The sequence below is a fragment of the Rhodococcus sp. WS1 genome (genome assembly GCF_003797745.1).
GTDB lineage: Bacteria > Actinomycetota > Actinomycetes > Mycobacteriales > Mycobacteriaceae > Rhodococcus_F > Rhodococcus_F erythropolis.
This window is the reverse complement of record NZ_RKLZ01000005.1, coordinates 141,728-167,365: the sequence shown is the minus strand read 5'-3', so window position 1 is coordinate 167,365 and position 25,638 is coordinate 141,728. Positions and strand designations below refer to the sequence as shown.

General features: G+C 63.3%; 24 protein-coding genes. 1 reads left to right on the top strand and 23 read right to left on the bottom strand.

What is annotated here, in order from left to right; all coding sequences use genetic code 11:
- Nucleotides 1-374: 374 nt before the first annotated feature.
- On the bottom strand, nt 375-1,634 hold the full coding sequence (murA, locus tag EEB12_RS30365) for a UDP-N-acetylglucosamine 1-carboxyvinyltransferase (protein WP_020970048.1): 1,260 nt from the start codon (nt 1,632-1,634) through the stop codon (nt 375-377).
- Nucleotides 1,635-1,688: 54 nt separating this feature from the next.
- Here murA and EEB12_RS30360 point away from each other — a divergent pair, with 54 nt between their 5' ends.
- Complete coding sequence (locus tag EEB12_RS30360; protein WP_020908291.1) at nt 1,689-2,261, top strand: cob(I)yrinic acid a,c-diamide adenosyltransferase; 573 nt, start codon at nt 1,689-1,691, stop codon at nt 2,259-2,261.
- Between the two features lie 10 nt (nt 2,262-2,271).
- Here EEB12_RS30360 and EEB12_RS30355 read toward each other — a convergent pair whose 3' ends face one another.
- The 22 genes from EEB12_RS30355 to argS form a co-directional block, all read right to left on the bottom strand.
- Nucleotides 2,272-2,694, bottom strand: coding sequence for a DUF2550 domain-containing protein (locus tag EEB12_RS30355; RefSeq protein WP_029255703.1), 423 nt, complete (start codon nt 2,692-2,694; stop codon nt 2,272-2,274).
- A gap of 49 nt (nt 2,695-2,743) precedes the next feature.
- Complete coding sequence (locus EEB12_RS30350) at nt 2,744-3,112, bottom strand: F0F1 ATP synthase subunit epsilon (RefSeq protein ID WP_019749170.1); 369 nt, start codon at nt 3,110-3,112, stop codon at nt 2,744-2,746.
- A gap of 6 nt (nt 3,113-3,118) precedes the next feature.
- Nucleotides 3,119-4,570, bottom strand: coding sequence for a F0F1 ATP synthase subunit beta (atpD, locus tag EEB12_RS30345; protein WP_003941349.1), 1,452 nt, complete (start codon nt 4,568-4,570; stop codon nt 3,119-3,121).
- 3 nt (nt 4,571-4,573) lie between these two features.
- Nucleotides 4,574-5,557: a F0F1 ATP synthase subunit gamma gene (locus EEB12_RS30340; RefSeq protein WP_003941320.1), complete on the bottom strand. Its 984-nt coding sequence runs from the start codon at nt 5,555-5,557 to the stop codon at nt 4,574-4,576.
- A 48-nt stretch (nt 5,558-5,605) separates the two neighbouring features.
- The gene (atpA, locus tag EEB12_RS30335) at nt 5,606-7,249 is read right to left on the bottom strand and encodes a F0F1 ATP synthase subunit alpha (RefSeq protein WP_019749171.1); all 1,644 of its coding nucleotides are present in this window, start codon (nt 7,247-7,249) and stop codon (nt 5,606-5,608) included.
- A gap of 62 nt (nt 7,250-7,311) precedes the next feature.
- The gene (locus EEB12_RS30330) at nt 7,312-8,136 is read right to left on the bottom strand and encodes a F0F1 ATP synthase subunit delta (protein WP_003941304.1); all 825 of its coding nucleotides are present in this window, start codon (nt 8,134-8,136) and stop codon (nt 7,312-7,314) included.
- A 5-nt stretch (nt 8,137-8,141) separates the two neighbouring features.
- Complete coding sequence (locus tag EEB12_RS30325) at nt 8,142-8,702, bottom strand: F0F1 ATP synthase subunit B (RefSeq protein ID WP_003941337.1); 561 nt, start codon at nt 8,700-8,702, stop codon at nt 8,142-8,144.
- Between the two features lie 7 nt (nt 8,703-8,709).
- The gene (locus tag EEB12_RS30320) at nt 8,710-8,952 is read right to left on the bottom strand and encodes an ATP synthase F0 subunit C (RefSeq protein ID WP_003941327.1); all 243 of its coding nucleotides are present in this window, start codon (nt 8,950-8,952) and stop codon (nt 8,710-8,712) included.
- 83 nt (nt 8,953-9,035) lie between these two features.
- Nucleotides 9,036-9,863, bottom strand: a complete 828-nt coding sequence (gene atpB / locus EEB12_RS30315; protein WP_020970049.1) for a F0F1 ATP synthase subunit A — start codon at nt 9,861-9,863, stop codon at nt 9,036-9,038.
- Nucleotides 9,864-10,143: 280 nt separating this feature from the next.
- A complete protein-coding gene (locus tag EEB12_RS30310; RefSeq protein WP_019749175.1) occupies nt 10,144-10,614 on the bottom strand; it encodes a glycine zipper family protein in 471 nt (156 codons plus the stop codon).
- Between the two features lie 32 nt (nt 10,615-10,646).
- Nucleotides 10,647-11,834, bottom strand: coding sequence for a glycosyltransferase family 4 protein (locus EEB12_RS30305; protein WP_019749176.1), 1,188 nt, complete (start codon nt 11,832-11,834; stop codon nt 10,647-10,649).
- Nucleotides 11,831-13,156 carry a serine hydroxymethyltransferase gene (glyA, locus tag EEB12_RS30300; protein WP_047889190.1) on the bottom strand — a complete coding sequence of 442 codons (1,326 nt, stop codon included), beginning with the start codon at nt 13,154-13,156 and terminating at the stop codon, nt 11,831-11,833. Before glyA ends, EEB12_RS30305 begins: the two co-directional genes overlap by 4 nt.
- Before the next feature lie 2 nt (nt 13,157-13,158).
- Nucleotides 13,159-13,821, bottom strand: coding sequence for an L-threonylcarbamoyladenylate synthase (locus tag EEB12_RS30295; RefSeq protein ID WP_003941345.1), 663 nt, complete (start codon nt 13,819-13,821; stop codon nt 13,159-13,161).
- A complete protein-coding gene (gene prmC, locus EEB12_RS30290; protein ID WP_046378806.1) occupies nt 13,818-14,750 on the bottom strand; it encodes a peptide chain release factor N(5)-glutamine methyltransferase in 933 nt (310 codons plus the stop codon). The genes EEB12_RS30295 and prmC overlap by 4 nt, the downstream gene beginning before the upstream one ends.
- Nucleotides 14,751-14,827: 77 nt before the next feature.
- Nucleotides 14,828-15,907 carry a peptide chain release factor 1 gene (gene prfA / locus EEB12_RS30285; RefSeq protein WP_003941341.1) on the bottom strand — a complete coding sequence of 360 codons (1,080 nt, stop codon included), beginning with the start codon at nt 15,905-15,907 and terminating at the stop codon, nt 14,828-14,830.
- A gap of 146 nt (nt 15,908-16,053) precedes the next feature.
- The gene (rpmE, locus tag EEB12_RS30280; protein WP_003941310.1) at nt 16,054-16,290 is read right to left on the bottom strand and encodes a 50S ribosomal protein L31; all 237 of its coding nucleotides are present in this window, start codon (nt 16,288-16,290) and stop codon (nt 16,054-16,056) included.
- Nucleotides 16,291-16,516: 226 nt separating this feature from the next.
- On the bottom strand, nt 16,517-18,655 hold the full coding sequence (gene rho, locus EEB12_RS30275) for a transcription termination factor Rho (protein ID WP_047889191.1): 2,139 nt from the start codon (nt 18,653-18,655) through the stop codon (nt 16,517-16,519).
- 503 nt (nt 18,656-19,158) lie between these two features.
- Nucleotides 19,159-20,103, bottom strand: coding sequence for a homoserine kinase (thrB, locus tag EEB12_RS30270; protein ID WP_007726194.1), 945 nt, complete (start codon nt 20,101-20,103; stop codon nt 19,159-19,161).
- 44 nt (nt 20,104-20,147) lie between these two features.
- The gene (gene thrC, locus EEB12_RS30265) at nt 20,148-21,230 is read right to left on the bottom strand and encodes a threonine synthase (protein ID WP_003941280.1); all 1,083 of its coding nucleotides are present in this window, start codon (nt 21,228-21,230) and stop codon (nt 20,148-20,150) included.
- Nucleotides 21,227-22,540, bottom strand: a complete 1,314-nt coding sequence (locus tag EEB12_RS30260) for a homoserine dehydrogenase (protein WP_007726192.1) — start codon at nt 22,538-22,540, stop codon at nt 21,227-21,229. The genes thrC and EEB12_RS30260 overlap by 4 nt, the downstream gene beginning before the upstream one ends.
- On the bottom strand, nt 22,537-23,958 hold the full coding sequence (lysA, locus tag EEB12_RS30255) for a diaminopimelate decarboxylase (protein ID WP_019749182.1): 1,422 nt from the start codon (nt 23,956-23,958) through the stop codon (nt 22,537-22,539). Before lysA ends, EEB12_RS30260 begins: the two co-directional genes overlap by 4 nt.
- A complete protein-coding gene (argS, locus tag EEB12_RS30250) occupies nt 23,955-25,607 on the bottom strand; it encodes an arginine--tRNA ligase (RefSeq protein ID WP_019749183.1) in 1,653 nt (550 codons plus the stop codon). The genes lysA and argS overlap by 4 nt, the downstream gene beginning before the upstream one ends.
- Nucleotides 25,608-25,638 lie beyond the last annotated feature (31 nt).

Here is a 25,638-nt window from a genome sequence, read left to right as displayed (position 1 = left end):
GTTCTCAAAGAACACGCACACACCATCACCACGACCCTATGGCCGCCGCTCCGGGGCAACTTTTCCAGCCTATCCCATCATGATCATCGGCGCAAACCGCTGAACATTCGGGGAAGAACTGGAGGTGAAGCACAACCATACATGATGGAAACTACTTCGAAATTTGGTCAGGCACTTCGTACAACCTCGTGTCACTCGCCGTGAAGGCGGGAGTCGGTGTCCGTGTCGCTCTGACTTGGAATAAGTTACGCGAACCTTCAATCAATTCACAAATCGCCTGGTCACAACACCGATTCACTAGCCAAGGCCAGGTCAGACAGTTGAGCCTTTCCGCCAATCGCGAATAGGCCCGAGTGTGACGCCGAGCACCGAACCTATTCGGAGCTCACCCTCTCGATCACTCCCCCGAGTCCACGGAGATTCTCGACGAATCGCGGGTACCCACGGTCGATGTGGAAGATGTCGTGGACTTCGGTGGTTCCGTCCGCGACCAACCCGGCAAGCACGAGCCCGGCGCCTGCCCGAATGTCCGAAGACCACACCGGCGCACTCGACAGCACTGGAACTCCGCGGATCACAGCATGGTGACCGTCGGTACGAGCGTCGGCGCCGAGTCGGATCATTTCCTCGACAAATCGGAAACGCGATTCGAATACGTTCTCGGTGATCATCGACGTGCCCTCGGCAACCGCCGCCAAACCGATTGCCATCGGCTGCAGGTCGGTCGGGAATCCGGGGTAAGGCAATGTCGCGAAATTGACTGCTTTGGGCCGTTCACGCTGGATGACACGGAAACCGTCTACCTCGGGAGTCACCTCCGCGCCGGCTGTCCGAAGCTTGTCGAGGACCAACCCGAGATGCTTGTGGTTCACCCCGCGAACTCGGACGTCACCCCTGGTCATGGAGGCAGCGACACCCCATGTTGCGGCAACGATCCGGTCACCGATGACGCGGTGCGTAGTCGGTTCCAACTTGCGGACGCCTTGAATGGTGAGCGTCGAACTTCCGCCGCCCGATACCTTGGCGCCCATTTCGTTGAGCATGTTGCAGAGATCCACGATCTCGGGCTCACGTGCAGCGTTGTCGATCACCGTTTCACCTCGGGCGAGCACTGCTGCCATCAAGATGTTCTCGGTTGCACCCACAGACGGGAAGACCAGGCGAATGTTCGCGCCGTGAAGGTCGTCTGCCTCGGCAACGACACATCCGTGTTCGATTTCGCTGCGCGCGCCCAACAGGCGGAGCCCGGATTGGTGCATGTCGAGTGGCCTCGAACCGATCGCATCGCCGCCAGGAAGTGCGACAACAGCGCGTCGACAACGCGCGACCAGCGGACCAAGCACACACACCGACGCCCGAAACTGCTTGACCGCGTCAAAATCAGCGTGATATTTCGGCTCGGCCGGCGTCGTGATCCGCACTTCGGAGTCTTCGAGTTCGACCTCGCAGCCCAGCCCTCGCAAGACGTCCGCCATCAGCGGCACGTCGAGAATGTCCGGGCAGTTGGTCACCACAGTGGTGCCTTCGGCCAACAGCGCAGCGGCCATCAGCTTCAACACACTGTTCTTGGCCCCTCCCACCAGTACTTCACCTTCGAGGCGGTTACCCCCGGTCACAAGAAAGTGCTCACTCACGGTTCACAGCCTAGAGCCACAACCTCGTCGGCACCGCGCCGGTACCGTAGCCCTATGTCTGTTCACCTGACGAAGATCTACACCCGGACCGGCGACGACGGGACCACCGGCCTCAGTGATTTTTCGCGAGTCTCCAAGAACGATCCGCGTCTGGTCGCCTATGCGGATTGCGACGAGACCAACGCGGCGATCGGTGTGGCCGTTGCCCTCGGCACACCCCCGGAGAATCTGCTCGCGATGCTGCGCCAGATCCAGAACGACCTCTTCGACGCGGGGGCCGACCTGTCCACCCCTGTCGTCGAGAACCCGAAGTACCCACCGCTGCGAGTGACTCAGGCCTATATCGATCGACTCGAAGGATGGTGCGATGAGCTCAATGAGCAACTGGCACCGTTGAATTCGTTCATTCTGCCCGGCGGAACTGCCCTGGGCGCCCTGCTTCACGTAGCAAGAACCGTCTCGCGGCGTGCGGAGCGTGCGGCCTGGTCCGCCATCGATGCGAACCCGGAAGACACCAGCGTCCTCCCCGCGAAATATCTCAACAGATTGTCGGATCTGCTCTTCATCATGGGAAGAGTGGCAAATCCTGAAGGCGATGTGCTCTGGAAGCCCGGCGCCGGGGCTTGAGCGGGACCGGTCAGGCGGTGCGTCGCCTACGGGCGCGCCCGTCCGGCCGTGATTCGACCCAGGACAGGAAAGCTGTCAATGCTCCACTGTCCAAGGCGATTTCGTAGGCCGACGATCCGTCGTTGACCTTGACCACGACGATGTCGTCGCTCATGATGTCGAATTCGGTACCCGAGGGAGAGCGACGGCTCTCGACCTCGATTCCTTGACGATCAATCCTGGAGTCCGGGCCCGGCCGCAGACTCGACAGTTTGAAAAAGACGAAGGTGCTTTCGCCGTAGCGAATGATTCCGTGACGCCACCCGCTGTCCCCCGGGGATGGCAGAACACGAAGCAGTGCAGCGGTACCGCCGCGACGTAGAACCAGCAGACGATACAGAAAAGCCGCGACGAGAACCGCGAGCAGCACAACCAGAATGATCAACACAGTCATTCCGAATGTCACTGTTCGTCGGCTCCCGTCGCGGCTTTACTCGAGTAACTTACGCGCGCTCGACGGCCCGGAGCTGACCCTTGGCGACCGCAATCGCTTCGAGGTCGCCCGAGTTCTCGGCCAAGACAGCCTTGGCTGCCTCGACGTCGATGTCCTGTGCCATGTCCGCGGACTCGGCAAGAATCGTCACCGTCGTCGCAGTGACGGAGAGGAACCCTCCGTGTACTGCAGCAACGATACGCTCGCCGTCGACCGGGGTGATCGACACGGTTCCGCCCTCGATCAGCTGGCCGAGGACCGGCTCATGCCCGGGCATGATGCCGATTTCGCCCTCAGTGGTCTGAGCGCTGACCAGCGTCGCCGAACCAGACCACAAGCGCTGCTCGACGGCAACGAGTTCTACGGTCATCTCAGCCATCGTGGACTACTTCCCGGCCATCTTCTTGGCTGCAGCCTCGACGTCGTCGAGTCCACCGCAGCTGTTGAATGCCTGCTCGGGCAGGTGATCGAACTCGCCCTTGCAGACGCGGTCGAAGGCTTCGATCGTGTCGCGGAGCGGCACGACGGAGCCGGGCTCACCGGTGAACTTCTCGGCAACGATGAAGTTCTGGCCGAGGAACTTCTGGATACGACGGGCGCGGCCGACGAGGACCTTGTCCTCTTCCTGAAGCTCGTCCATACCGAGGATGGCGATGATGTCCTGCAGTTCCTTGTACTTCTGCAGGATGCGCTTGACCTCGTTGGCAACGCGGAAGTGCTCGGCACCGACGATGCCGGGCTCCAGGATGCGGGAGGTCGAGCTCAGCGGATCCACAGCGGGGTAGATACCCATCTGCGAAATCGGGCGCGAGAGCTCGGTGGTGGCATCGAGGTGCGCGAACGTCGTAGCCGGCGCGGGGTCGGTGTAGTCGTCCGCGGGCACGTAAATAGCCTGCAGCGAGGTGATCGAGCGACCGCGGGTCGAGGTGATGCGCTCCTGGAGCTCACCCATCTCGTCCGCCAGCGTGGGCTGGTAGCCCACTGCCGAAGGCATACGGCCGAGGAGGGTGGAAACCTCGGAACCTGCCTGCGTGAAGCGGAAGATGTTGTCGATGAACAGCAGGACGTCCTGGCCCTGAACGTCGCGGAAGTACTCCGCCATCGTCAGTGCGGACAGGGCGACGCGCATACGCGTTCCGGGCGGCTCGTCCATCTGGCCGAAGACAAGGGCGGTGTCCTGGAGGACGCCCATCTCTTCCATTTCCAGGTGGAGGTCGGTGCCCTCACGGGTACGCTCACCGACGCCTGCGAACACCGAGGTGCCCGAGAACTCGCGAGCGATACGCGTGATCATTTCCTGGATCAGCACGGTCTTGCCGACGCCGGCGCCACCGAACAGGCCGATCTTTCCACCCTTGACGTACGGGGTGAGAAGGTCGATGACCTTGATGCCGGTCTCGAGGATCTCGGTCTTACCTTCGAGCTGATCGAAGGCTGGTGGCTTGCGGTGGATGCCCCACTGCTCGCCGTCGCGGCCGAGGCCGGGGGTGTCGAGGCAATCGCCCAGGGCGTTGAACACGTGGCCCTTGACGACGTCACCGACGGGAACCGAGATCGGCTTGCCCGAGTCGGTCACTGCAGTGCCGCGGACGAGGCCGTCGGTGGGCTGCATGGAGACGGTGCGGACCAGGTTGTCACCGAGGTGCTGTGCAACCTCGAGCGTCAGCGTCTTGGCGACCGAGGGAAGCGTGATCTCGGCGTTCAGGGCGTTGAACAGTTCAGGAACAGCGCCACGCGGGAATTCAACGTCCACGACGGGACCGATGACCCGCACGACGCGGCCGGCTACGGCCGAAGCCGAACCTGCCCCGTTGTTTTCGGTTACTGCTGCGGTCATGTGCTAGTCACTTCCTGCGCTCGAGGCGAGCGCGTTGGCGCCGCCGACGATCTCGCTGATTTCCTGGGTGATCTGGGCCTGGCGAGCCTGGTTGGCCTGACGGCTCAACGTGTTCACCAGTTCGTTTGCGTTGTCCGTCGCGGCCTTCATGGCGGTACGACGGGCTGCCGACTCCGATGCCGCAGCATCGAGAAGCGACGAGAAGATACGAGTGCTGACGTACTTCGGGAGAAGAGCACCGAGAAGCTTCTCGGGCTCGGGCTCGAAGCTGAAGTCCGCGACGGGGCCATTGTCATGGTCGTCGTCGTGGCCGTTGGTCAGCATGTCGTCACCGAGTTCGATGCGCTCTTCCGACACGAAGACCTCGAGAGGAGCCATACGGCGAACCTCGGGAGTCTGCGTCAGCATCGACACGAAGCGGGTGTAGACGATATGGAGTTCGTCGACGCCCTCGATCGTGCCTTCACCGTTCGGAGCAGCAACTTGGTTACCCGAACCAGCCATGAACAGCTCCACCAGGTGGCGGCTGGCCTTCGCTGCATCCGAGTAACCCGGATCCTGCGAGAAGCCCGTCCACGCAGCACCGATGTCGCGGCCGCGGAACGTGTAGTAGCCGAGTCCCTTGGAACCGAGCACGTACACGACCGGCTCCTTGCCCTCGCTGCGGAGGAGAGCCATGAGCTCTTCTGCCTGCTTGAGGACGTTGGAGTTGTAGCCACCACACATGCCGCGGTCACTGGTGACAACGAGGACCGCAGCCCGCTTGGGCTCCGGGCGCTCGTTGAGCAACGGGTGATCGAGCGAAGCAGACGCACTCGCCAATTCGGTGAGTACCTTCGTGATCTCCTCGGCATACGGCTTGGACGCGGCGACGCGAATCTGAGCCTTGGTGATACGCGAAGTCGCGATCAGTTCCTGTGCCTTGGTGATCTTCTTGGTCGAGTTGACCGACTTGATACGAGACCGCAATTCGAGAATGCTCGCCATCGATCAATCACTCTCCCTTCGGAATTCGCAGTGTCATGGGCGCGTACGTCACTTGCTGACGGTCTTGCGCTTGACGTTGATCTGCTCGTTCTCGACCTCGTCGGCGCCCAAAGCGTCAGCCTCGGCCTCGTTCACGACCCGGCTTCCGTCGGATGCGATGAAGCCTTCCTTGAACTTGTTCGTTGCAGCGATCAGCGCAGCAGCGTTGTCGGCATCGAGTGCCTTACCGCCGTTGATGCTGGAGTAGACGCCAGCAGCCGAGTGCTTGAGGTCTTCGAGCAGTTCCTTCTCGAAGCGACGGACGTCACCGATCGGAACGCTGTCGAAGATGCCTTCGCCGGCGAGGTAGATCGAGACGATCTGGTCCTCGACAGGGATCGGGCTGTACTGATCCTGCTTGAGCAGCTCGACCAGACGGGCACCGCGCTCGAGCTGAGCCTTGGAGGCAGCGTCGAGGTCGGATGCGAAAGCGGAGAACGCTTCGAGCTCACGGAACTGAGCCAGTTCCAGACGCAGCGAACCGGAAACCTTCTTCATGCCCTTGGTCTGTGCAGCGCCACCGACGCGGGAGACCGAGATACCGACGTTGATCGCGGGGCGAACGCCCTTGTTGAACAGGTCGGACTCGAGGAACACCTGACCGTCGGTGATGGAGATGACGTTGGTCGGGATGTAAGCCGAGACGTCGTTCGCCTTGGTCTCGATGATCGGCAGAGCCGTCAGCGAGCCACCGCCGAGTGCGTCGGACAGCTTCGCCGAACGCTCCAGCAGACGGGAGTGCAAGTAGAAGACGTCACCGGGGTAAGCCTCGCGTCCCGGCGGGCGACGCAGCAGCAGCGAGATGGCGCGGTACGCCTCTGCCTGCTTGGTCAGGTCGTCGAACACGACCAGAACGTGCTTGCCCTGGTACATCCAGTGCTGGCCGATGGCCGAGCCGGTGTACGGTGCGAGCCACTTGAAGCCTGCGGAATCAGAGGCCGGAGCAGCAACGATGGTGGTGTACTCCATCGCGCCCTTCTCCTCGAGGGCAGCCTTGACGCCCGCGATGGTGGAACCCTTCTGACCGATGGCAACGTAGATGCAGCGCACCTGCTTGTTGACATCGCCGGAATCCCAGTTGGCCTTCTGGTTCAGGATGGCGTCGATGCAGACCGCGGTCTTGCCGGTCTTGCGGTCGCCGATGATGAGCTGGCGCTGGCCGCGGCCGATCGGGGTCATGGCGTCGATAGCCTTGATACCGGTCTGGAGCGGCTCTTCGACCGGCTGGCGCTCGAGCACCGAAGCGGCCTGGAGCTCGAGTGCACGATTCTCGGTGCTCTCGATCTCGCCGAGGCCGTCGATGGGCGCACCAAGCGGGTCGATGACGCGGCCGAGGAAAGCATCGCCGACGGGAACCGACAGAACGTCGCCCGTGCGCTTTACTTCCTGGCCTTCTTGAATGTTCTGGTAATCGCCAAGGATGACGGCACCGATTTCGGTGGCATCCAGGTTGAGCGCGACGCCGACGATTCCACCGGGGAACTCCAACAGCTCGTTGGACATAGCCGAAGGCAGGCCAGAGACGTGCGCAATGCCGTCACTGGTGTCGGTCACTGTGCCGACCTCCTCACGGGAGGCCTCCGGGGAGTAGCTCGCGGTGTAGTTGTCGATCGCGCTACGGATCTCGTCGGAGGAGATCGTCAGCTCCGCCATGTTTTTCCTGCTCTCGGTGTCTGGTCTTCGAAAAGATCTGGAGTATGTGTTCGGCTGAAGGACTACTTGAGGTTCTTCCGCAGTGCTGCGAGTCGACCCGCTGCGCTGCCGTCGATAACCTCGTCGCCCACCCGGACGACCAAGCCGCTGAGGAGTTCTGGATCAACCTCGACGTGTACTGCTACCGGCTTCCCGTAGGTGCGGGTAAGAGTGCTGGCCAAGCGATCCGACTGCTCCGAGCTCAACGCCGAGGCGCTGCGAACGTGAGCAACGGTGGTATCGCGCTGCGCTGCGGCAAGATTCGACAGCTGATCGAAAGTGTCTGCGGGTGCAGACTTCAACCGGCCGACGGCCTGTCCGGCGAGTGCCTCGGTGACCGCGGTGACCTTGCCGTAGAGCAAGCGGGAGAGGAACTCACGCTTGCGGGCTGCGGGAACCGACAGATCCGAGAGCGTCTGCTCCAGGCTGGGATCCCCTGCCACGATGCGACCGAGACGGAAGAGCTCGTCCTCAACGGTGTCCAACTGGCTCTGATCGGCTGCGGCGCGGAGCAGAGCTTCGCGTCCGAGCAGTTCGAGCGAGTTGACCAAGTCGCGGGCCGCAGACCAGTCCTGGCCTGCAGCTGCCTTCACGGTGGCGAGCGCCTCGGCGCCGACCTTTCCGGAGAACAACTGCTCTGCCAAAGCCTGGCGACCAGCGGCCGGTGCCGAAGCGTCAGCCAGCGCGCTGCGAAGAGCGCGCTGGCCGTCGAGTACCTCGACCACCGAGAAGAGCTCGGACCCAGCCTGAGCAGAAGCAGCAGTTGCCGCTCCTGCAGAGACGGCGCCCAGGGCACTGCTCAGCGCAGAACGAGTCTGCGCCAAGGCTTCACGGCTCGCTGCGTACATGTTGCTCACTTCCTGGCTGAATCAGCGCTGACGGTGTCGAGCTCGTTGAGGAAACGATCAACCGTTCCGGCGCGCTTCACGTCGTCGGCGAGAGACTCCCCGATGACCTTCTCGGCCAGGTCTACAGCGGTCTTGCCGAGATCCGAGCGGAGCTCAGCGACGATCTGCTGACGCTGGGCGACGAGCTGGCTGTGGCCTGCGGCCACGATGCGGTCGCTCTCGTCCTGCGCCTGAACCTTCATGTCAGCGATGATCTGCTGACCCTGGGTACGCGCTTCCTCACGGATCTGCGCTGCCTCGGTACGAGCTTCGGCGAGCTGCGCGCGGTACTGCTCGAGCGCGGCCGCTGCCTCTGCCTGTGCGTCTTCGGCTTTCTTGATGCCGCCCTCGATCTGCTCGGTGCGTTCGGCCAAGACCTTCTGGAACTTCGGAAGAACGAGCTTCCAGAAGACGAAACCAACTACTACGAGCGCGACCGCGGACCACACGATGTCGTATGTCTCGGGGATGAGGGGATTGTGTTCAGTCGTCCCCTCCGCCGCGAGAATTGCGATGGTGGCTGCCATGTCGGTCTTAGAAGATGAAGCCGGCGACGAGGCCGATCAGCGCGAGGGCCTCGGTGAATGCAATACCGAGGAACATGGTGGTACGAACCTGGCCGGCCATCTCGGGCTGGCGGACCATGCCTTCGATTGCCTTGCCCACAACGATGCCCACGCCGATGCCGGGGCCGATTGCTGCGAGGCCGTAGCCGATGGCTCCGTAGCCGCGCGACTTGGTCTCGACAACTTCCTGAGCGAGGTAAGCGATGCTCATGGTGTTCCATTCCCTTTCTGTTGACCTCCGCCGGATTCGGCAAGAGGCTCAGTTCTTGGTGTAGCTGGTGAGGAGGTAAAAGGTCAGTGCTCGTCGGCGTGGAGCGCCAGATCGATGTACACCGCGGTCAGCAACGCGAACACGTAAGCCTGCAGGAAGATGACCAGCAGCTCGAAGAACGTGAATGCGATACCGGCGATGATCGACGGAACGCCGAAGATCGCCTGGAATCCGCCGGACACGAAGAAGAAGTAGTTCGTCGCGCTGAAGAACAGCACCAGCAGGATGTGGCCGGCCAACATGTTGGCCATGAGACGAACCATCAGCGTGAACGGGCGCAGAATGAAGGTCGAGATGAACTCGATGGGCACCAACAAGAAGTGCAGGGGCAGCGGAACGCCGGGAACGACGATGCTGCTCTTGACGTACTTGAAGAAGCCGTACTTCTTGATTCCGACGTAGTTGAACACGATGTAGGCGAGCGCCGCGAGTACCAGGGGCATACCGATTCGTGCGTTCGGCGAGATGTTCAGGAAAGGAATGATGCTGGCCAGGTTGCTGGCGACCACGATGAAGAAGATCGTCGTGATGACCGGCAGGAAGCGCTTGCCCTGTTCCTTGCCCAGGATCTCCTCGGCGATGTTGATACGAACGAAGTCGAGCGCAAGCTCAGCGGCGTTCTGCATCCCACGGGGAACCAATCGAGGGCTGCGCATCGCGATCACGAAGAAGGCTGCGACCAGCACCGACATCAGCAGACGAATCAGCATCAGACGGTCGAGCTCGAAGGGGCCCGCGTGAATCAACACGGAGGGCGGGAAAAAATCGTCTAGTGACGGCGCATGGAATTCATCCGCGGCCAGGGTGGTGACGCTCAGCGTTCTCTCCCGTAGTCGGTCCGCAGCCATCATTGACTGCGGTTCGATCGGACATTGACGATCTACAAGTCGACAAGTTCGACTCGCGCATTCGTCAGCAGCTGGAGAACCCTAGAGGGGCCTGGCGTCTGTCGGTGTCGGCGACTCTCGTCGACTCAGTGGTCAGAATTTCGACCACCTGCGAGCACATGGCATCGTCGGCTGAGTGTTACTCGGCCCACCATTGCTCTCGCTTGAACCGAACCTTATCAAGTCATCTACGACATTGTGTAGATGGGGTACCTGGAAGTCCGATTAGTTACCTCTTGTAGTACTACTCGTCGTCGTCGACGTTGCTGCTGGGAGTGGGATCGACGTACGGAGTTTTGGTTCCCAGGACGCCGTAAGTCTCCGCACCGAGCACCACGACCAGCGACATGATGATGACCAGGACGAGGGCGGTCTTGTTGTAGAAATCCATGTCCGAGAGGACAAAGAGAACCACCATCGCGAGAATCATCTTCAGCAGCCAGGTACCGAGCAGAACTGCACCGGCCGTGAGCGCAGGCAGCTTCGCTGTGAGCAGCACGCCCAGCGCCGTGAACAGGATGAACCCGCCGCCGACGGCCGCGCCGATCAAAGCGCCGTAGACGCCTTCCTTGCCGGCGAAGAGCCCGCCCAGGAGCGCGCCGACCACGGCCAGCGCGATCAGCCCCATCACACCCCACTTCACGGCCGACTTCATGGCGGCGGTCGAATCAGGGATGGGTTGCGAGGCAGGTACAGGCTGCGGCGTGTTCGTCACGATGCCCAAGGGTAATGGATCGGGAAACTTGGCTAGCGACGCTGTTGCTTGCGATCGATCAGGGACGGCACCGCGGTGAAGAACAAGGCAATGACCAACCCGGCCGCAACCAGTACGACAACCAGCTGTCGATTGAGCAGCGAGGATCCGACGGCACCGAACGCCAGGACGCTGACCCACAGGTAGATGACCAGCACAACCCGTCGGTGCGTGTGTCCGATTTGCAGGAGGCGATGATGCAGGTGCATCTTGTCCGGACTGAACGGACTGACGCCCGCTTTAGTCCGGCGGATCACGGCCAGGAGCATGTCCAGCATCGGGATGAACATCACAGCACCGACCAGCAACAACGGCGCGAGGAGGCCGACCAGGTCGCGGGTTCCGTAAGCAGTGAGCGGAATACGACCGGATGCACTGGTCGAGATCGCGGCAAGCATGAGACCGATCAACATCGACCCGGAATCGCCCATGAAGATGCGCGCTGGATTGAAGTTGTGCGGAAGAAAACCGAGACAAGCGCCTGCCAAGGCCGCCGCGATCATCGCAGGCGGGTAGACACTCGCGTCGCCGCCCTGATCGTGGAGCAGACCGATCGAGAAGATGAGGATCGCCAAGGCCGCGATGAGGCCCAAACCGGCGGCCAATCCGTCGAGACCGTCGACGAAGTTCATCGCGTTGATAGTCGCCACGGCGATAGCCACCGTGAACAGTCCCGATTGAATCTGATCGAGGATGATCGTGGACCCACCGTCACCACCGAAAGGGTTGTAGATGATGAACCAACTGACGCCCATCACCACAAGAACTCCGGCAGCAGTCACCTGACCCACAAACTTGGTGAGAGCGTCGAGACCCCACCTGTCGTCGATCACGCCCACGAGGACGATGACGGCGCCCGCTACGAGCGCAGCGTGTACATCTGGACTACCGAAGCCGAAACCTCTTGTGAGCGCCGGTAATTGCTGCGCGAACAGCAGACCGACAACCATGCCGATATACATTCCGACGCCACCGAGGCGCGGAATCGGCTCGACGTGAACGTCCCGATCACGCGGTATGGCGACGGCGCCGAACCGCAGCGCCAACAACCGGACTGCGCCAGTCGCAAGGTATGTCACTACCGCCGCCGTACACAGCACGAGCAAAAGTTCACGGATGGGCACACCCGCTCCCCCGCCACCCTGTGCCAGATATGTGGTCGCCTCGTACGAAGTGATCACTGCGCGAGATCACCCGTCCGGCGGGGATAGGCAGGTTTTGCCCGTACCAGTTCGCGAACGCCGTCGGCAACCGATGCCAACTCGGCCTCCCCTGACGTGGTGGCTGGATCCGCTACGACTGCACGCGCGATCAACTCCCCCACGATGCTCATGTCGGAACTGTTGAACCCCTGTGTCGTCACGGCCGCGGATCCGACGCGGATTCCGGACGTGACGGCCGGCGACTGCGGATCGAACGGAATCGCGTTCTTGTTGAGCGTGATCGAAGCCAGTCCGCACCTACGCTCGGCGTCGACTCCGGTGACACCGCTTGCGCGCAGATCGAGAAGCGCCAGATGCGTGTCGGTTCCACCGGAAACGGTGCGCAGGCCGCGAGCTTCCAACGACTGCGCGAGCGCCGACGCATTGGCAACCACTTCCTGTGCATACCAACGATATTCCGGCGTCGACGCTTCTTTGAAGGCAACCGCCTTCGCAGCGATCGCATGCATCATCGGGCCGCCTTGAATGAAGGGGAACACCGCGCGATCGACAGCAGAGGCATGCTCGCTGCGGCACAAGATCATTCCGCCGCGCGGGCCTCTGAGGACCTTGTGCGTCGTCGCGGAGACCACGTCGGCATACGGAACACACGACGGTATCGCCCGGCCTGCCACGAGTCCGATGAAGTGGGCGGCATCGACCCACAGGATCGCACCGACCTCGTCCGCGATCGACCGGAAGGCTGCGAAGTCGATGGTTCGGGAGTACGCGGTCGCGCCGGCGACGATGATTTTCGGCTTGTGCGCCAGAGCCAGGGTGCGAACCTCGTCGTAGTCGATCAATTCGGTGGCCGAATCGACGTGATAGGGAACGGTGGTGAACCACTGCCCCGAAAAGCTGACCCGAGACCCGTGAGTCAGATGCCCACCGTGCGGCAAACTCATCGCCAATACGGTGTCGCCGGGCTTGGCGAATGCGGCGTACACCGCGAGATTCGCGGTGGCCCCCGAATGCGGCTGGACGTTGACGTGCTCGGCGCCGAACAGTGCCTTTGCCCGGTCGATCGCCAGATTCTCGGCTACGTCGACGTACTCGCACCCGCCGTAGTAACGCCGACCCGGATAGCCCTCGGCGTACTTGTTGCTCAGGGTCGAACCCAAGGCAGCCAGTACCGAGGGGCTGGTGAAGTTCTCGCTTGCGATGAGTTGAAGCCCGCCGCGCTGACGCTCGAGTTCGGCCAGCGCAACAGCCGCGATCTCGGGGTCCGCCGTGGCAAGCTCACCGAAATCCGGTCCCCAATACGTGGATTCCCCCGCGCGCTCGCCGCCGGCGCCGACCATCGTTACGAAACTCCCTCTACGAGGCTTTCCGGACTGGTGCCCAATACCTCGGCGATGGATTCTGCCGAGACGGCACCCACTCGCAAGATACGCGGTGAATTGCCGGTCAGGTCGACGATCGTGGAAGCAACGGCGTGTTCGGCCTTGCCTCCGTCGAGATACACGCTGGCAGATCCGCCGAGCTGATCTCGGGCTTCCTCGACGGTAGTTGCCGGCGGACGCCCCGAAATGTTGGCGCTCGAGACGGCAAGCGGTCCGACATCGCGCAACAGTTCGAGGGCAACCGGGTGCAGGGGCATGCGGAGCATGACGGTTCCGCGGGTATCACCGAGGTCCCAGGCAAGTGAAGGCGCCTGCTCGACGACCAAGCTCAGTCCGCCGGGCCAGAACGCGCGGATCAGATCCCGGGCCTGGGGGCGCACGCTGTAGACGAGCCCGTCGATGGTGTTCCACGATCCGACCAGTACCGGGACGGGCATGTCTCGCCCGCGTCCCTTGGCACGCAACAGACTCGTGACAGCTTCGCTGTCGAACGCGTCCGCGGCGAGTCCGTAAAGGGTGTCGGTAGGGAGAACTACGAGTCGGCCGGCCTTGAGCGCGTTCTTCGCGGCGGCCAAGCCTGCGGTTCGGGAATCTGTCTGACTGCAGTCGTACACGGTGCTCACTCAGCCATCCTTTCACTCTGCACTTCGGGCGTTCGATTCCGCTGCGCTTCGACGTCGGTGGCGACACGTCTGGCGACGACGAAACGCGGACGACCGGCAAGATCGGGATGCTGTGCAACGTCGCCGAACACCCGGCGCGCCGAGAACAGCGCAGCGACGCCGTCGCCGTTGGTGTCGTCGTGCTCGATGCCTGCCGCGCCGCCGATTCGAAGCCACCTCGCGATGTTGCTGATCATGGGTTTGATGACGGACAGACCGTCGGTGCCACCGAACAACGCGGTGTGCGGGTCGTAATCCATGACCTCAGGCTGCAATTGCGCGCCTTCGGGGATGTACGGCGGATTGGACACGACCAGATCGACGCCGCCCTCGAGCCCTGGCAACAGGTTCCGATCGGTGACATCACCCTGATGCAGATGGATCGGTGTATCACCGGCGGCCTCGCGGTCGGCAGCATTACGACGCGCCCACGCCAACGCGGCGGGCTCCTTCTCCACGGCGTGAACGACGGCGTCTGGACGGGCCTCGGCGATGGACAGCGCGAGTACACCCGATCCCGTGCACAGGTCCAGAACTACCGGCGGCTTACTTCCGCAACCTTCGAGGAACGAGAGCGCCCAACCCATGAGCAATTCGGTTTCGGGCCGCGGAATGAAGACACCCGGGCCGACAGCGACGTCGATGTTGCCCATCGATGCGACTCCGATGATGTGCTGCAACGGAATCCGCTTCACGCGTTGCGCAACCAACTCGTCGAACGCCGCGATGACCTCGGGATCGACCAACGGAATCAGCCCGAGACGCGTGCGTTCGACGCCGAGCAGGTGGGATGCCAACAACTCGGCGTCGGTGCGTGGGCTGGGCACACCTGCGGCGTCGAGCTGTTTTGCAGCTTCGATCAGCGCCAAACGAAGTGGAAGTCGACTCACGGGTACAGCCTGCCACGCTCGACCGACACGCGGTTCACCGAGTTCCCGGCGGGATGGAGGTCAGTCATGGTCTGCGTCTACTCGGCCGCGAGACGCGCCTCTCGGTCCGCCTTGCCCAATGCGTCGAGAAGTGCGTCGAGCTCACCGTCGAGCACTGCGTCGAGGTTGTGCGACTTGAATCCGATGCGGTGATCGGTGATGCGGTTCTCAGGGAAGTTGTAGGTGCGGATGCGCTCCGAACGGTCCACCGTCCGAACCTGACTCTGGCGACCTGCCGACGCTTCTGCGTCCGCGGCTTCCTCGGCGACTACCTGCAAACGGGCTGCAAGCACCTGCATGGCACGCGCCTTGTTCTGGAGCTGTGAGCGCTCGTTCTGGCAGGTGACGACGATGCCGGTCGGAAGGTGCGTGATTCGAACCGCGGAGTCGGTGGTGTTGACGCCCTGACCGCCCTTGCCGGACGAACGGTAGACGTCGATACGCAGGTCACTCTCGTCGATCTGGACCTGCTCGACCTCTTCGGGCTCCGGGTAGACCAGAACGCCGGCGGCCGAAGTGTGAACGCGTCCCTGGGATTCGGTGACGGGCACTCGCTGGACGCGGTGAACCCCGCCCTCGAACTTGAGCCTCGCCCACACTCCGTCCGGGGTGTCTGACTTGCTCTTGATCGACAGCGTGGCTTCCTTGTATCCGCCGAGATCGGAGACTGTCGCGTCGAGGATCTCGACGCGCCAGCCGTGCCGTTCCGCGTAGCGGACGTACATGCGGGCCAGGTCCGAGGCGAAGAGCGCGGATTCTTCGCCGCCCTCACCGGACTTCACTTCGAGGACGATGTCGTCGCCGTCATGCGGATCACGCGGCGCCAACTGATCGGTAAGCGTCTGCTCGAGCTGCGCGACCTCGGCTTCGAGATCGGGGATCTCGGCGGCGAAGCTGGAATCGTCGGCGGCGAGTTCGCGCGCAGCTTCCAGATCGTCCTGCGCAGCCGTGAGCTTGTTGTACGTCGACATGATCGGCGAGAGCTCGGAGAACCGCTTACCGACGCGCCTGGCAGCGGCAGGGTCGTTGTGCAGCGCCGGATCGGACATCTGCGCTTCGAGACCGGCGTGCTCCGCCAAGATGTCGTCGATGGCCGAGGGCTGGGTTGCGCCTGCCATGGTTCGCTCCGCTCTGAGTTTCGATTCCTACGGTGCGCGCTTGAAGGTATTTCGACGCCGGGACCCGGGAAACGCGCAAACCGAGTGCAGGCACAAAAAAGCCGACGCCCGATCTGCGCATGGCAGATCGGGCGTCGGCGGAACAGCTAGGACTCGGTGGCCGGGACCTTGCTGTCTGCGCGCTTGCCGTAGCGAGCCTCGAAGCGAGCGACGCGTCCACCGGTGTCGAGAATCTTCTGCTTGCCCGTGTAGAACGGGTGGCACTGCGAGCAAACCTCGACGTTGATGCGTCCGGACTCCTTGGTGCTGTGGGTCTCGAACGTGTTACCGCAACCGCAGACGACGGTGGTCGCTACGTAGGTTGGGTGGATTCCTGCCTTCATGGTGTCCCTTTCAATGGTCGCCGGGTCGACGTCGCCAATCGACATCGTGAACCGGAACCGGACTCGGCCGTTCAGTATGCCAGATGCGGTACCTCACCAGATAATCCGCGTCTCGCACGCCTCGGGGTGGCTGTACGAAGTTGTCAACGCACTGCCCCTCAGTTTTGTTCCGCCCACGCAAAAGGCCCACAACCAGCTGGTTGTGGGCCTTTTTACGTCGAGTCGATCAGTCGTCGATCGCACCCGGTGCGGTCTTGGAGACCTGCATCAGGAACTCGAGGTTGTTCTTGCTCTTCTTCAGTCGATCGATCAGCAGATCGATGGCCTGATGCGAGTCCAGACCGGACAGGACGCGTCGGAGCTTGTGCAGCACCGCAGCTTCGTCCGGGCTCAGGAGCAGCTCGTCCTTACGCGTGCTGGACGGGTTGACGTCCACGGCCGGGAACACGCGGCGTTCGGCGATCTTGCGATCGAGCTTGAGCTCGGCGTTGCCGGTGCCCTTGAACTCTTCGAAGATCACGGTGTCGCCGGTGGATCCGGTCTCGACCATCGCGGTGGCGATGATGGTGAGCGATCCGCCGTTCTCGATGTTGCGGGCAGCGCCGAGGAAACGCTTCGGCGGATAGAGCGCCGTCGAGTCGACACCACCGGAGAGGATGCGTCCGGACGCAGGCGAGGAGTTGTTGTACGCACGACCCAGACGCGTGATGGAGTCGAGCAGTACGACGACGTCCTTACCCATCTCGACCAGGCGCTTCGCACGCTCGATTGCCAGCTCGGCAACTGCGGTGTGATCTCCCGGCGGGCGGTCGAAGGTGGAGGAAATGACCTCACCCTTCACGCTGCGCTGCATGTCGGTCACTTCCTCGGGACGCTCGTCCACGAGGATGACCATCAGGTAGCACTCAGGATTGTTGGTGGCGACGGCATTCGCGATCGCCTGCAACACGCTGGTCTTACCGGCCTTGGGCGGGCTCACGATGAGGGCGCGCTGGCCCTTACCGATGGGCATCACCAGGTCGATGACACGCGTGGTGAGAATGTGCTGCTCGGTCTCGAGGCGCAGACGCTGGTTCGGGTACAGCGGCGTGAGCTTGTTGAACTCGGGGCGCTTCTTCGCGGCCTCGACGTCGCCGCCGTTGACCGTGTCGATGCGGACCAGCGGGTTGAACTTCTGACGCTGGCTGCCCTGCTCACCGTCACGCGAGACGCGGACGGCACCGGTGATGGCGTCGCCACGGCGAAGGCCGTTCTTGCGGATCAGGTTCATGGAGACGTAGACGTCGTTGGGACCGGCGAGGTACCCGGACGTACGCACGAAGGCGTAATTGTCGAGCACGTCGAGGATGCCGGCGACCGGCTGAAGGACGTCGTCCTCGCGGATTTCGGTCTCACGCGAATCGTTGGGTGCGCCACCCTCACCGCGGTCGCGACCACGGCCACGGCGCTCGCGGAAACGGCGTCCGCGGCGTCCGCGTCCACCCTCTTCGTCGTCGTCCGGTCCGTTGTTGCGGTTGTCCGTACGCGGACCGGCGTTGTTCTGGCCGGCGTTGTTCTGATTGCCGCGATCCTGACGGTCCTGGCGATCCTGGCGATCCTGGTTACCCCGGTTGCCCTGGTTCTCGCGCTGGCCCTGGTTATCTCGCTGGCCCTGATTGTCCCGGTTGCGCTCGCGGCGGGGACGCTCGTTGCCCTGCTCGGCGGGAGCCTGATCAGCGTCGGACTTGCCCTCGGTGCGCGCAGGACGCTCGACCGGAGCCTCAGCCTTGGCGGTCTCGGTGACCTTCGAGGTATCGACAGCCTTCGAGGTGTCCGCGTCGGACTTTGCCGAAGGAGTGTCCTGCTCGATGCTCAGTTCACCCTGGTCGGGTGAACCTGCACGACGAGCGGCGCCGCGACGCTGACGTCCACGACGGGGTGCGCTCTGATCGGAATCCTCGGCGGATTCGGTACGCGCAGGCGCTGCCTCGGCAGGAGCGGATTCTGCCGCGGGAGCCGTTTCGGCTGCGGGGGTTTCGGTGCGTGCGGCGCGGGCGCTCTTGGCACGAGTGCGCGCAACGGGTGCGTCGTCGAGAGTGAGTTCGCTCTGTGCGGGTGCAGCCTTTGCGCTGCCGCCCTGGCGCTCCTTGATGGCTGCGATCAGGTCGCCCTTGCGCATGCCGGAAGTGCCTTTGATGCCCAGTTCACCCGCAAGAGTGCGGAGTTCGGTGAGCACCATGCCGGAGAGTCCGGCACCACGGCGCGTCTCGGCACGCTTCGTGGAGGTCGCCACCGCACCGTTCGATGCTGAAGATGACGCCTGAGAATTGTCGCCTGATTCCGACCCGGCGGGTGCAGAAGTGGCGATGAGGTCCGTATCGGTCACGGAGGTCCTTTCCTTCCCTCACTCGCACTGCGCAAAGTCGAGGGTTCGTCCCGCAGTTCGATTGAATACCGAACTCGGTGGTGCCGTACGTGGTTGCTGTCCAGAACTGCCGGCTTGTCCGCCGTCACATGATTGTCGGAAACTCTCGCCTCAAACTTTTCATGCGCTCGCAAACCTGCCCAACGCGCCTTCGTCGACGATTCACTCCCCCGTGTGTTGAACCCCAGAGATATGGAACCTCTGAGTGTTCGATCCGCGGAGGATTCAAACCTTCGGAGAAGGTACAAGCGTGAGGATCATGCCTGCGAGAATCATGCCAAGGACTGTGGACCCCGATTGGGAAGGAGTTTTGCCCCCTGGTGATGCACCGGCGACTGACGCGCACGATGTACGGACATAGCCCAGGATAGCGTCCAAACCTGAGTCCGGCAAGAATTTGGACGACTGGGTGTGTCAGTTCACTACCGATCGGTAGTGGGCGATCACCAGGACCAAGGCAGGGATCAGACCGTCGTCGTGGATACTTCGACGCCGTCGGCGATGTCCAATTCGAGCACACGTAGTCCGTCTGCCCGCGCCGCTTCGGCGAGCTCGACGGGGAAAGGCTCTGTGCTGAGCGCCAACACGGTGGGGCCTGCTCCCGAAACGGTCGCGGCAATGCCCGCCTCGCGCAGGATCCCGATCCATCGCGTCGTGAGCGGAAGTGCGGGTGCGCGCTGCGCCTGATGCAGGCGATCCTCGGTGGCTGCCATCAACAGATCGGGCCGAGCAGTGAGCGCAACGACAGCCAGCGCGCTGCGGCTCGCGTTGAACGAGGCATCCTGGTGCGGAACCAATTCGGGCAGGAGGCCACGAGTGTGTGCGGTGGACGACCGCTCCTCGGGAACCAGTGCCACAGCACGGATGTCGGGATGGACATCGAGTTTCGCCGCGGAGTAGATCGGCTCGTCGCCTTCGACGGCCGGTGGGCAACTCCACGAGACGACTGCGCCACCGAGAACACTGGCAGACGCATTGTCCGGGTGACCTTCGAACTCGGACGAGAGTTGAACCAACTGCTCTTCCGTCAAGCCGATCTCGGCATCGAGTGCGCGCGCAAGACCGTTGGCTGCTGCCAGTCCGCCGACAGCCGCAGAAGCCGAGGATCCCAACCCGCGCGAGTGCGGGATCGCGTTGCGGCACAACACGTCCAGGCCACTGGCCCACACCCCGGCCGCTTCGAGACCGCGTTCGATAGCGCGAACCACGAGATGCGAAGGACCCCAAGGTACGTCGGCAGCGCCTTCACCTTCGACGCGAATCTGAAGGCCCGAATCCGTTGTGGTGACCACGATTTCGTCGTACAACCCCAACGCCAGACCGAGGGTGTCGAACCCCGGCCCCAAGTTTGCACTCGAGGCCGGGACGCGAGCAGTCACCGAAAGGCCGATAGGCAGGGTTATAGTCATGTCAGACACCGGATTCCGCGGAGTGGTCGATGAATCCACGGACACTATGCAAGCTCGAGGGCAGCCGCGACGGCAACGGGATCGACACCGATCGGCTCGACGTTCGGCATACCCTTCAAAGCCGTGTCAGGATCCTTGAGACCGTTACCGGTCACCGTGCACACGACGGTCAGGCCCGGCTCGAGCCAGCCCTCTGCACGTGCGGCGAGCAGGCCGGCGACACTGGCTGCCGACGCCGGTTCGACGAAGACACCCTCGGTGGCGGCGATCAGACGGTAAGCCTCGAGGATCTTCTCGTCGGTGGCGGCACGGAATGCACCGTTCGACTCTTCCTTCGCGGCGACAGCGCCGTTCCAGGAAGCGGGGGAACCGATTCGGATTGCGGTAGCGATGGTTTCGGGGTCCTTGACGGGTGCGCCGTTGACCAGCGGAGCCGCACCGGCTGCCTGGACGCCGAGCATGCGGGGCTTGACCGTGGTCAGACCGTCGGCGTAGTACTCGGAGTATCCGCGCCAGTACGCGGTGATGTTTCCTGCGTTTCCGACCGGGAGAGCGTGCACGTCGGGAGCCTTGCCGAGCACGTCCATGATCTCGAATGCCGCGGTCTTCTGACCTTCGATACGCACCGGGTTGACGGAGTTGACCAGACCGATGGTGGGGAATTCCGCCGTGGTCTTGCGTGCCAGCTCGAGGCAGTCGTCGAAGTTGCCCTGGACCTGAATGATCTTGGCGCCGTGCATGACTGCCTGCGCAAGCTTGCCCATGGCGATCTTGCCCTGCGGGATGAGCACGGCGCAGGTCATGCCTGCCTTGGCTGCATACGCAGCGGCCGAGGCGGAGGTGTTGCCGGTGGACGCGCACAGAACTGCGCGCTGGCCACGGGCCAAGGCGTCGGTGACGGCCATCGTCATGCCGCGGTCCTTGAAGGAACCGGTGGGGTTGAGACCCTCGACCTTGAGGTAGACGTCGCAGCCGGTGATCTCGGAGAGGTGGCCGGCCGGCAGGAGCGGGGTGCCGCCTTCGCGCAGGGTGACGGTCTTCCAGTTGTCACCGATCGCGAGACGGTCCCGGTATGCCTCGATGAGACCCGGCCATGCCTTGTGGACGGGGTTGACGATGCCGGTCATTGTTCAGTGCCTTCCAGTCGCAGCACGCTGGTCACAGCGGTGACGAATTCGAGTTCGTTGAGGGCCGCCACGGTCTCGGAGAGAGCCGCGTCGGTTGCTACATGAGTGACGACCACCAGACGCGCGCCGGCGCCGGCGCCCTCCTGGCGGACGACGGAGATGCTCACGCCGTGCTTGGCGAACTCGGCGGCGACTGCGGACAGCACACCTTCCTTGTCCGCGACCTCCATGTTCACGTAGTAGCGCGTGAGGATGTCGCCCATCGGGGCGACCTTGAGCTTGGCGTACTTGGACTCGCGGGGGCCGCGGCCGCCGTGAACCTTGTTGCGCGCCGCCATCACCAGGTCACCCATCACCGCGGAAGCGGTGGGGGCGCCGCCAGCGCCCTGGCCGTAGAACATGAGCCGGCCGGCGTTCTCTGCTTCCACGACAACGGCGTTGAACGCGCCGTTGACCGAGGCCAGCGGATGGCTGAGCGGAACCAGCGCCGGGTACACGCGAGCGGAAATCCGCTCCTTGCCCTTGGGCGTGACGATGCGCTCGCAGATCGAGAGCAACTTGATCGTGCAGTCGAGTGCCTTCGCCGACGCCAGGTCGGCGGAGGTGATCGTGGAGATTCCTTCGCGGTACACGTCCGCGGCAGTGACGCGGGTGTGGAACGCGATCGACGCGAGGATCGCAGCCTTCGCCGCGGCGTCGTAGCCTTCGACGTCCGCGGTCGGGTCGGCTTCCGCGTATCCGAGGCGTCCGGCTTCGGCGAGGGTCTCCTCGTAGTCGGCGCCGGTCTCGTCCATCGCGGAGAGGATGAAGTTGGTGGTGCCGTTCACGATTCCGGCGACCTTGTTGACACGGTCTCCGGCCAACGACTGTGTGAGCGGGCGGATCACGGGGATCGCACCGGCAACAGCGGCCTCGAAGTACAGGTCGACAGAGTTGGCCTCTGCAGCCTCCGCCAATTCACCGGTGTGGTCCGCGAGCAGCGCCTTGTTGGCGGTCACGACCGACTTACCGGAGTTGAGGGAAGAGAGAATCAGCTTGCGAGGGAGCTCGATTCCGCCGATCACCTCGACCACGATGTCGACGTCGTCACGACCGACCAGGGACTCGGCGTCCGTCGTCTGCAGTTCCTCGGGAATTCCGCGGTCCGAGCCGATACGGCGGACGGCAACTCCCCGCAGTTCCAACGGGGCGCCGACGCGAGCTTCGAGTTCCTCGGCCTGCTCACGAATGATCCGGACGACCTCGCTCCCGACGTTGCCGAGGCCGAGAACGGCCACACCGATAGCGCGATGCGCCGATTCGCTCGTCACTGCGATACCTCCAAGCTGAGCAGATCTTCCACTGTTTCCCTCCGCAGAATCACGCGTGAGACTCCGTCACGCACCGCCACCACGGCTGGGCGGGTGAGCAGGTTGTACCTGCTCGACATCGAATAGCAGTATGCACCGGTCGCTGCTACCGCTAGTAAATCACCGGGCCCGACGTCCTCGGGCATCCAGGTGTCCCGAATGACCACGTCACCGGACTCGCAGTGCTTACCGACGATACGTGCAACGACGGGATCAGCCTCGGAAGTTCGCGAAACCAACTTGGCTTCGTACTCCGCACCGTAGAGGGACGTGCGGATGTTGTCGCTCATCCCGCCGTCGACGCTGATGTAGCGGCGTGTCAGCGAGCTACCCACCGTGACGTCCTTGATGGTGCCGACCTCGTAGAGCGTCACCGTGCCAGGTCCGGCGATGGCGCGGCCGGGTTCGACGGCAAGCGTCGGCTCCGGCAATCCGGCCAGGGCGGACTCGTTGCGCACGATGTGGCCGAGCTTTGCTGCCAGTTCGTCGACGGGCGGCGGGTCGTCGGAGGGGATGTACGAGATCCCCATGCCGCCGCCGAGGTCGATGATCGAAATCTGCTTGGTCTTCTCGACTCCGAACTCGGTGACGACGTCGCGGAGCAAACCGATCACGCGGTGCGCTGCCACCTCGAAACCGTCGACGTCGAAGATCTGCGAACCGATGTGGCTGTGCAGGCCGACCAGTCGCAAGTTGTCAGCAGCGAAGACGCGACGGACCGCGTCGATCGCCGCTCCCCCGGCCAGCGAGAAACCGAACTTCTGGTCCTCATGTGCGGTGGAGATGAATTCGTGGGTATGCGCTTCGACGCCGACGGTCAGTCGGATCAACACGTCCTGAACGACACCGGCCTCACCGGCGACACGATCGAGTCGGTCGATCTCGATCGCCGAGTCGAGCACGACATGCCCGACGCCCGCGGCGACACCAGCGGCCAGTTCGGCGACTGACTTGTTGTTGCCGTGCATGGCAATTCGCTCGGCCGGGAAGTCCGCGTGCAACGCGATCGCCAGTTCACCGCCGGAGCAGACGTCGAGCGAGAGGCCTTCGTCGGCGACCCAGCGTGCGATCTCGCCACAGAGGAATGCCTTGGATGCGTAGTGCACCTTGGCATCCGGGCCGAAGGCGCGGGCCATGTCGCGGCAACGCGAGCGGAAGTCGTCCTCGTCGATGACGAACAGCGGGGTGCCGTACTTCTCGGCAAGTTCACCGACCTTGACACCCGCGAGGGTCACTTCACCGTCGTCGCCGCGAGAAGCGTTGCGCGGCCACACCTGCGGTGAGAGTTCACCGAAGGCTTCGGGGCTGGCAGGACGGTCGGGCAAGCCGGGGGCCTGCAACTGCTCGGCATGCTTGGGGCCGGCGGGGTGCGCGTTCACATTTGCTCCGGTGCGGTGACGCCGAGCAGTTCGAGGCCGTTGGCCAGGACCTGTCGGGTGGCGGCGCAGAGAGCCAGACGCGCGCGGTGCACGTCGGTGGCGTCTTCGTCGCCTTGCGGAAGGATGCGGCACGCGCCGTAGAAGCGGTGGTACGCACCCGCGAGTTCTTCGAGGTAGCGGGCAATACGGTGCGGCTCACGCAGATTCGCCGCGCTCGACACGACGCGTGGGTACTCGCCGATCGTGCGGATGAGGTCACCCTCCTGCTCGACGGTGAGCAGGGCGAGGTTGCTCGCGTCGGCGGACAGACCGAGGTCCGCGGCGTTGCGAGCGATCGCCGAGAGGCGTGCATGCGCGTACTGGACGTAGTAGACGGGGTTCTCGCTGCTGGTCTTGGTCCACAGGTCGAGATCGATGTCGATGCTCGAGTCGACCGACGAGCGGATCATGACGTAACGCGAGGCGTCGACGCCGATTGCCTCGACCAGGTCGTCGAGGGTGATGACGGTGCCTGCGCGCTTGCTCATCTTGACGGCAGTGCCGTCCTTGACGAGGTTGACCATCTGGCCGATCAGCACCTCGACGGTGTCCGGATCGTCGCCGAATGCGGCCGCGGCAGCCTTGAGACGGCCGATGTATCCGTGATGGTCGGCACCGAGCATGTAGATGCAGAGGTCGAACCCGCGGGCGCGCTTGTTCTGGAAGTAGGCGATGTCACCGGCGATGTAGGCGGCGTTGCCGTCGCTCTTGATGACGACGCGGTCCTTGTCGTCGCCGTAGTCGGTGCTCTTGAGCCACCACGCACCGTCTTCGTGGAAGAGGTTGCCCGAACCCTTGAGGGATTCGACGGCCTTCTCGACCGCACCGGATTCGAAGAGCGAGTTCTCGTGGAAGTAGACGTCGAAGTCGACGCCGAAGTCGTGGAGGGTCTGCTTGATGTGCGTGAACATCAATTCGACGCCGATGGCGCGGAAGGTTTCCTGCTGCTCGTCGGCGGGCAGCTCCATGACGTCGGGACGCTGCTTCAGAACCGAGGCGGCGATGTCGGCGATGTATGCACCGGCGTAACCGTCTTCCGGAGCAGGTTCACCTTTCGCTGCAGCGATCAGCGAACGCGAGAAGCGGTCGATCTGGGCACCGTGATCGTTGAAGTAGTACTCACGTGTGACCAATCCACCCTGCGCGGACAGAATGCGTCCGAGCGCGTCTCCGACTGCAGCCCAACGGGTTCCACCGAGGTGAATCGGTCCGGTGGGGTTGGCCGAGACGAATTCGAGGTTGATCTTCTTGCCGGCGAGAGAGTCGCCCGAGCCGTACGACGCACCGGCTTCGAGAACCGACACGACGATCGCGCCCTGGGCGTCCTTGTCCAACCGAATGTTGAGGAAGCCGGGTCCGGCGATCTCGGCGGATTCGATTCCGTCGGCAGCGGTGAGGGCTTCGGCGATCCAGCCCGCCAGCTCGCGGGGATTAGTGCCGACCTTCTTGGCTACCTGCATGGCAATGTTGGTGGCGTAATCGCCGTGCTCGGGGTTGCGTGGTCGCTCGACGGTAAGGGTTTCGGGCAGCACGGATACGTCGAGGCCACGATCGGCAAGGACGCTCGCTGCGGTTCCGCGGAGCAGTTCGGCAAGGTCAGCTGGAGTCACAGGTATTCATCCTATTGCCTGCACACCGGAA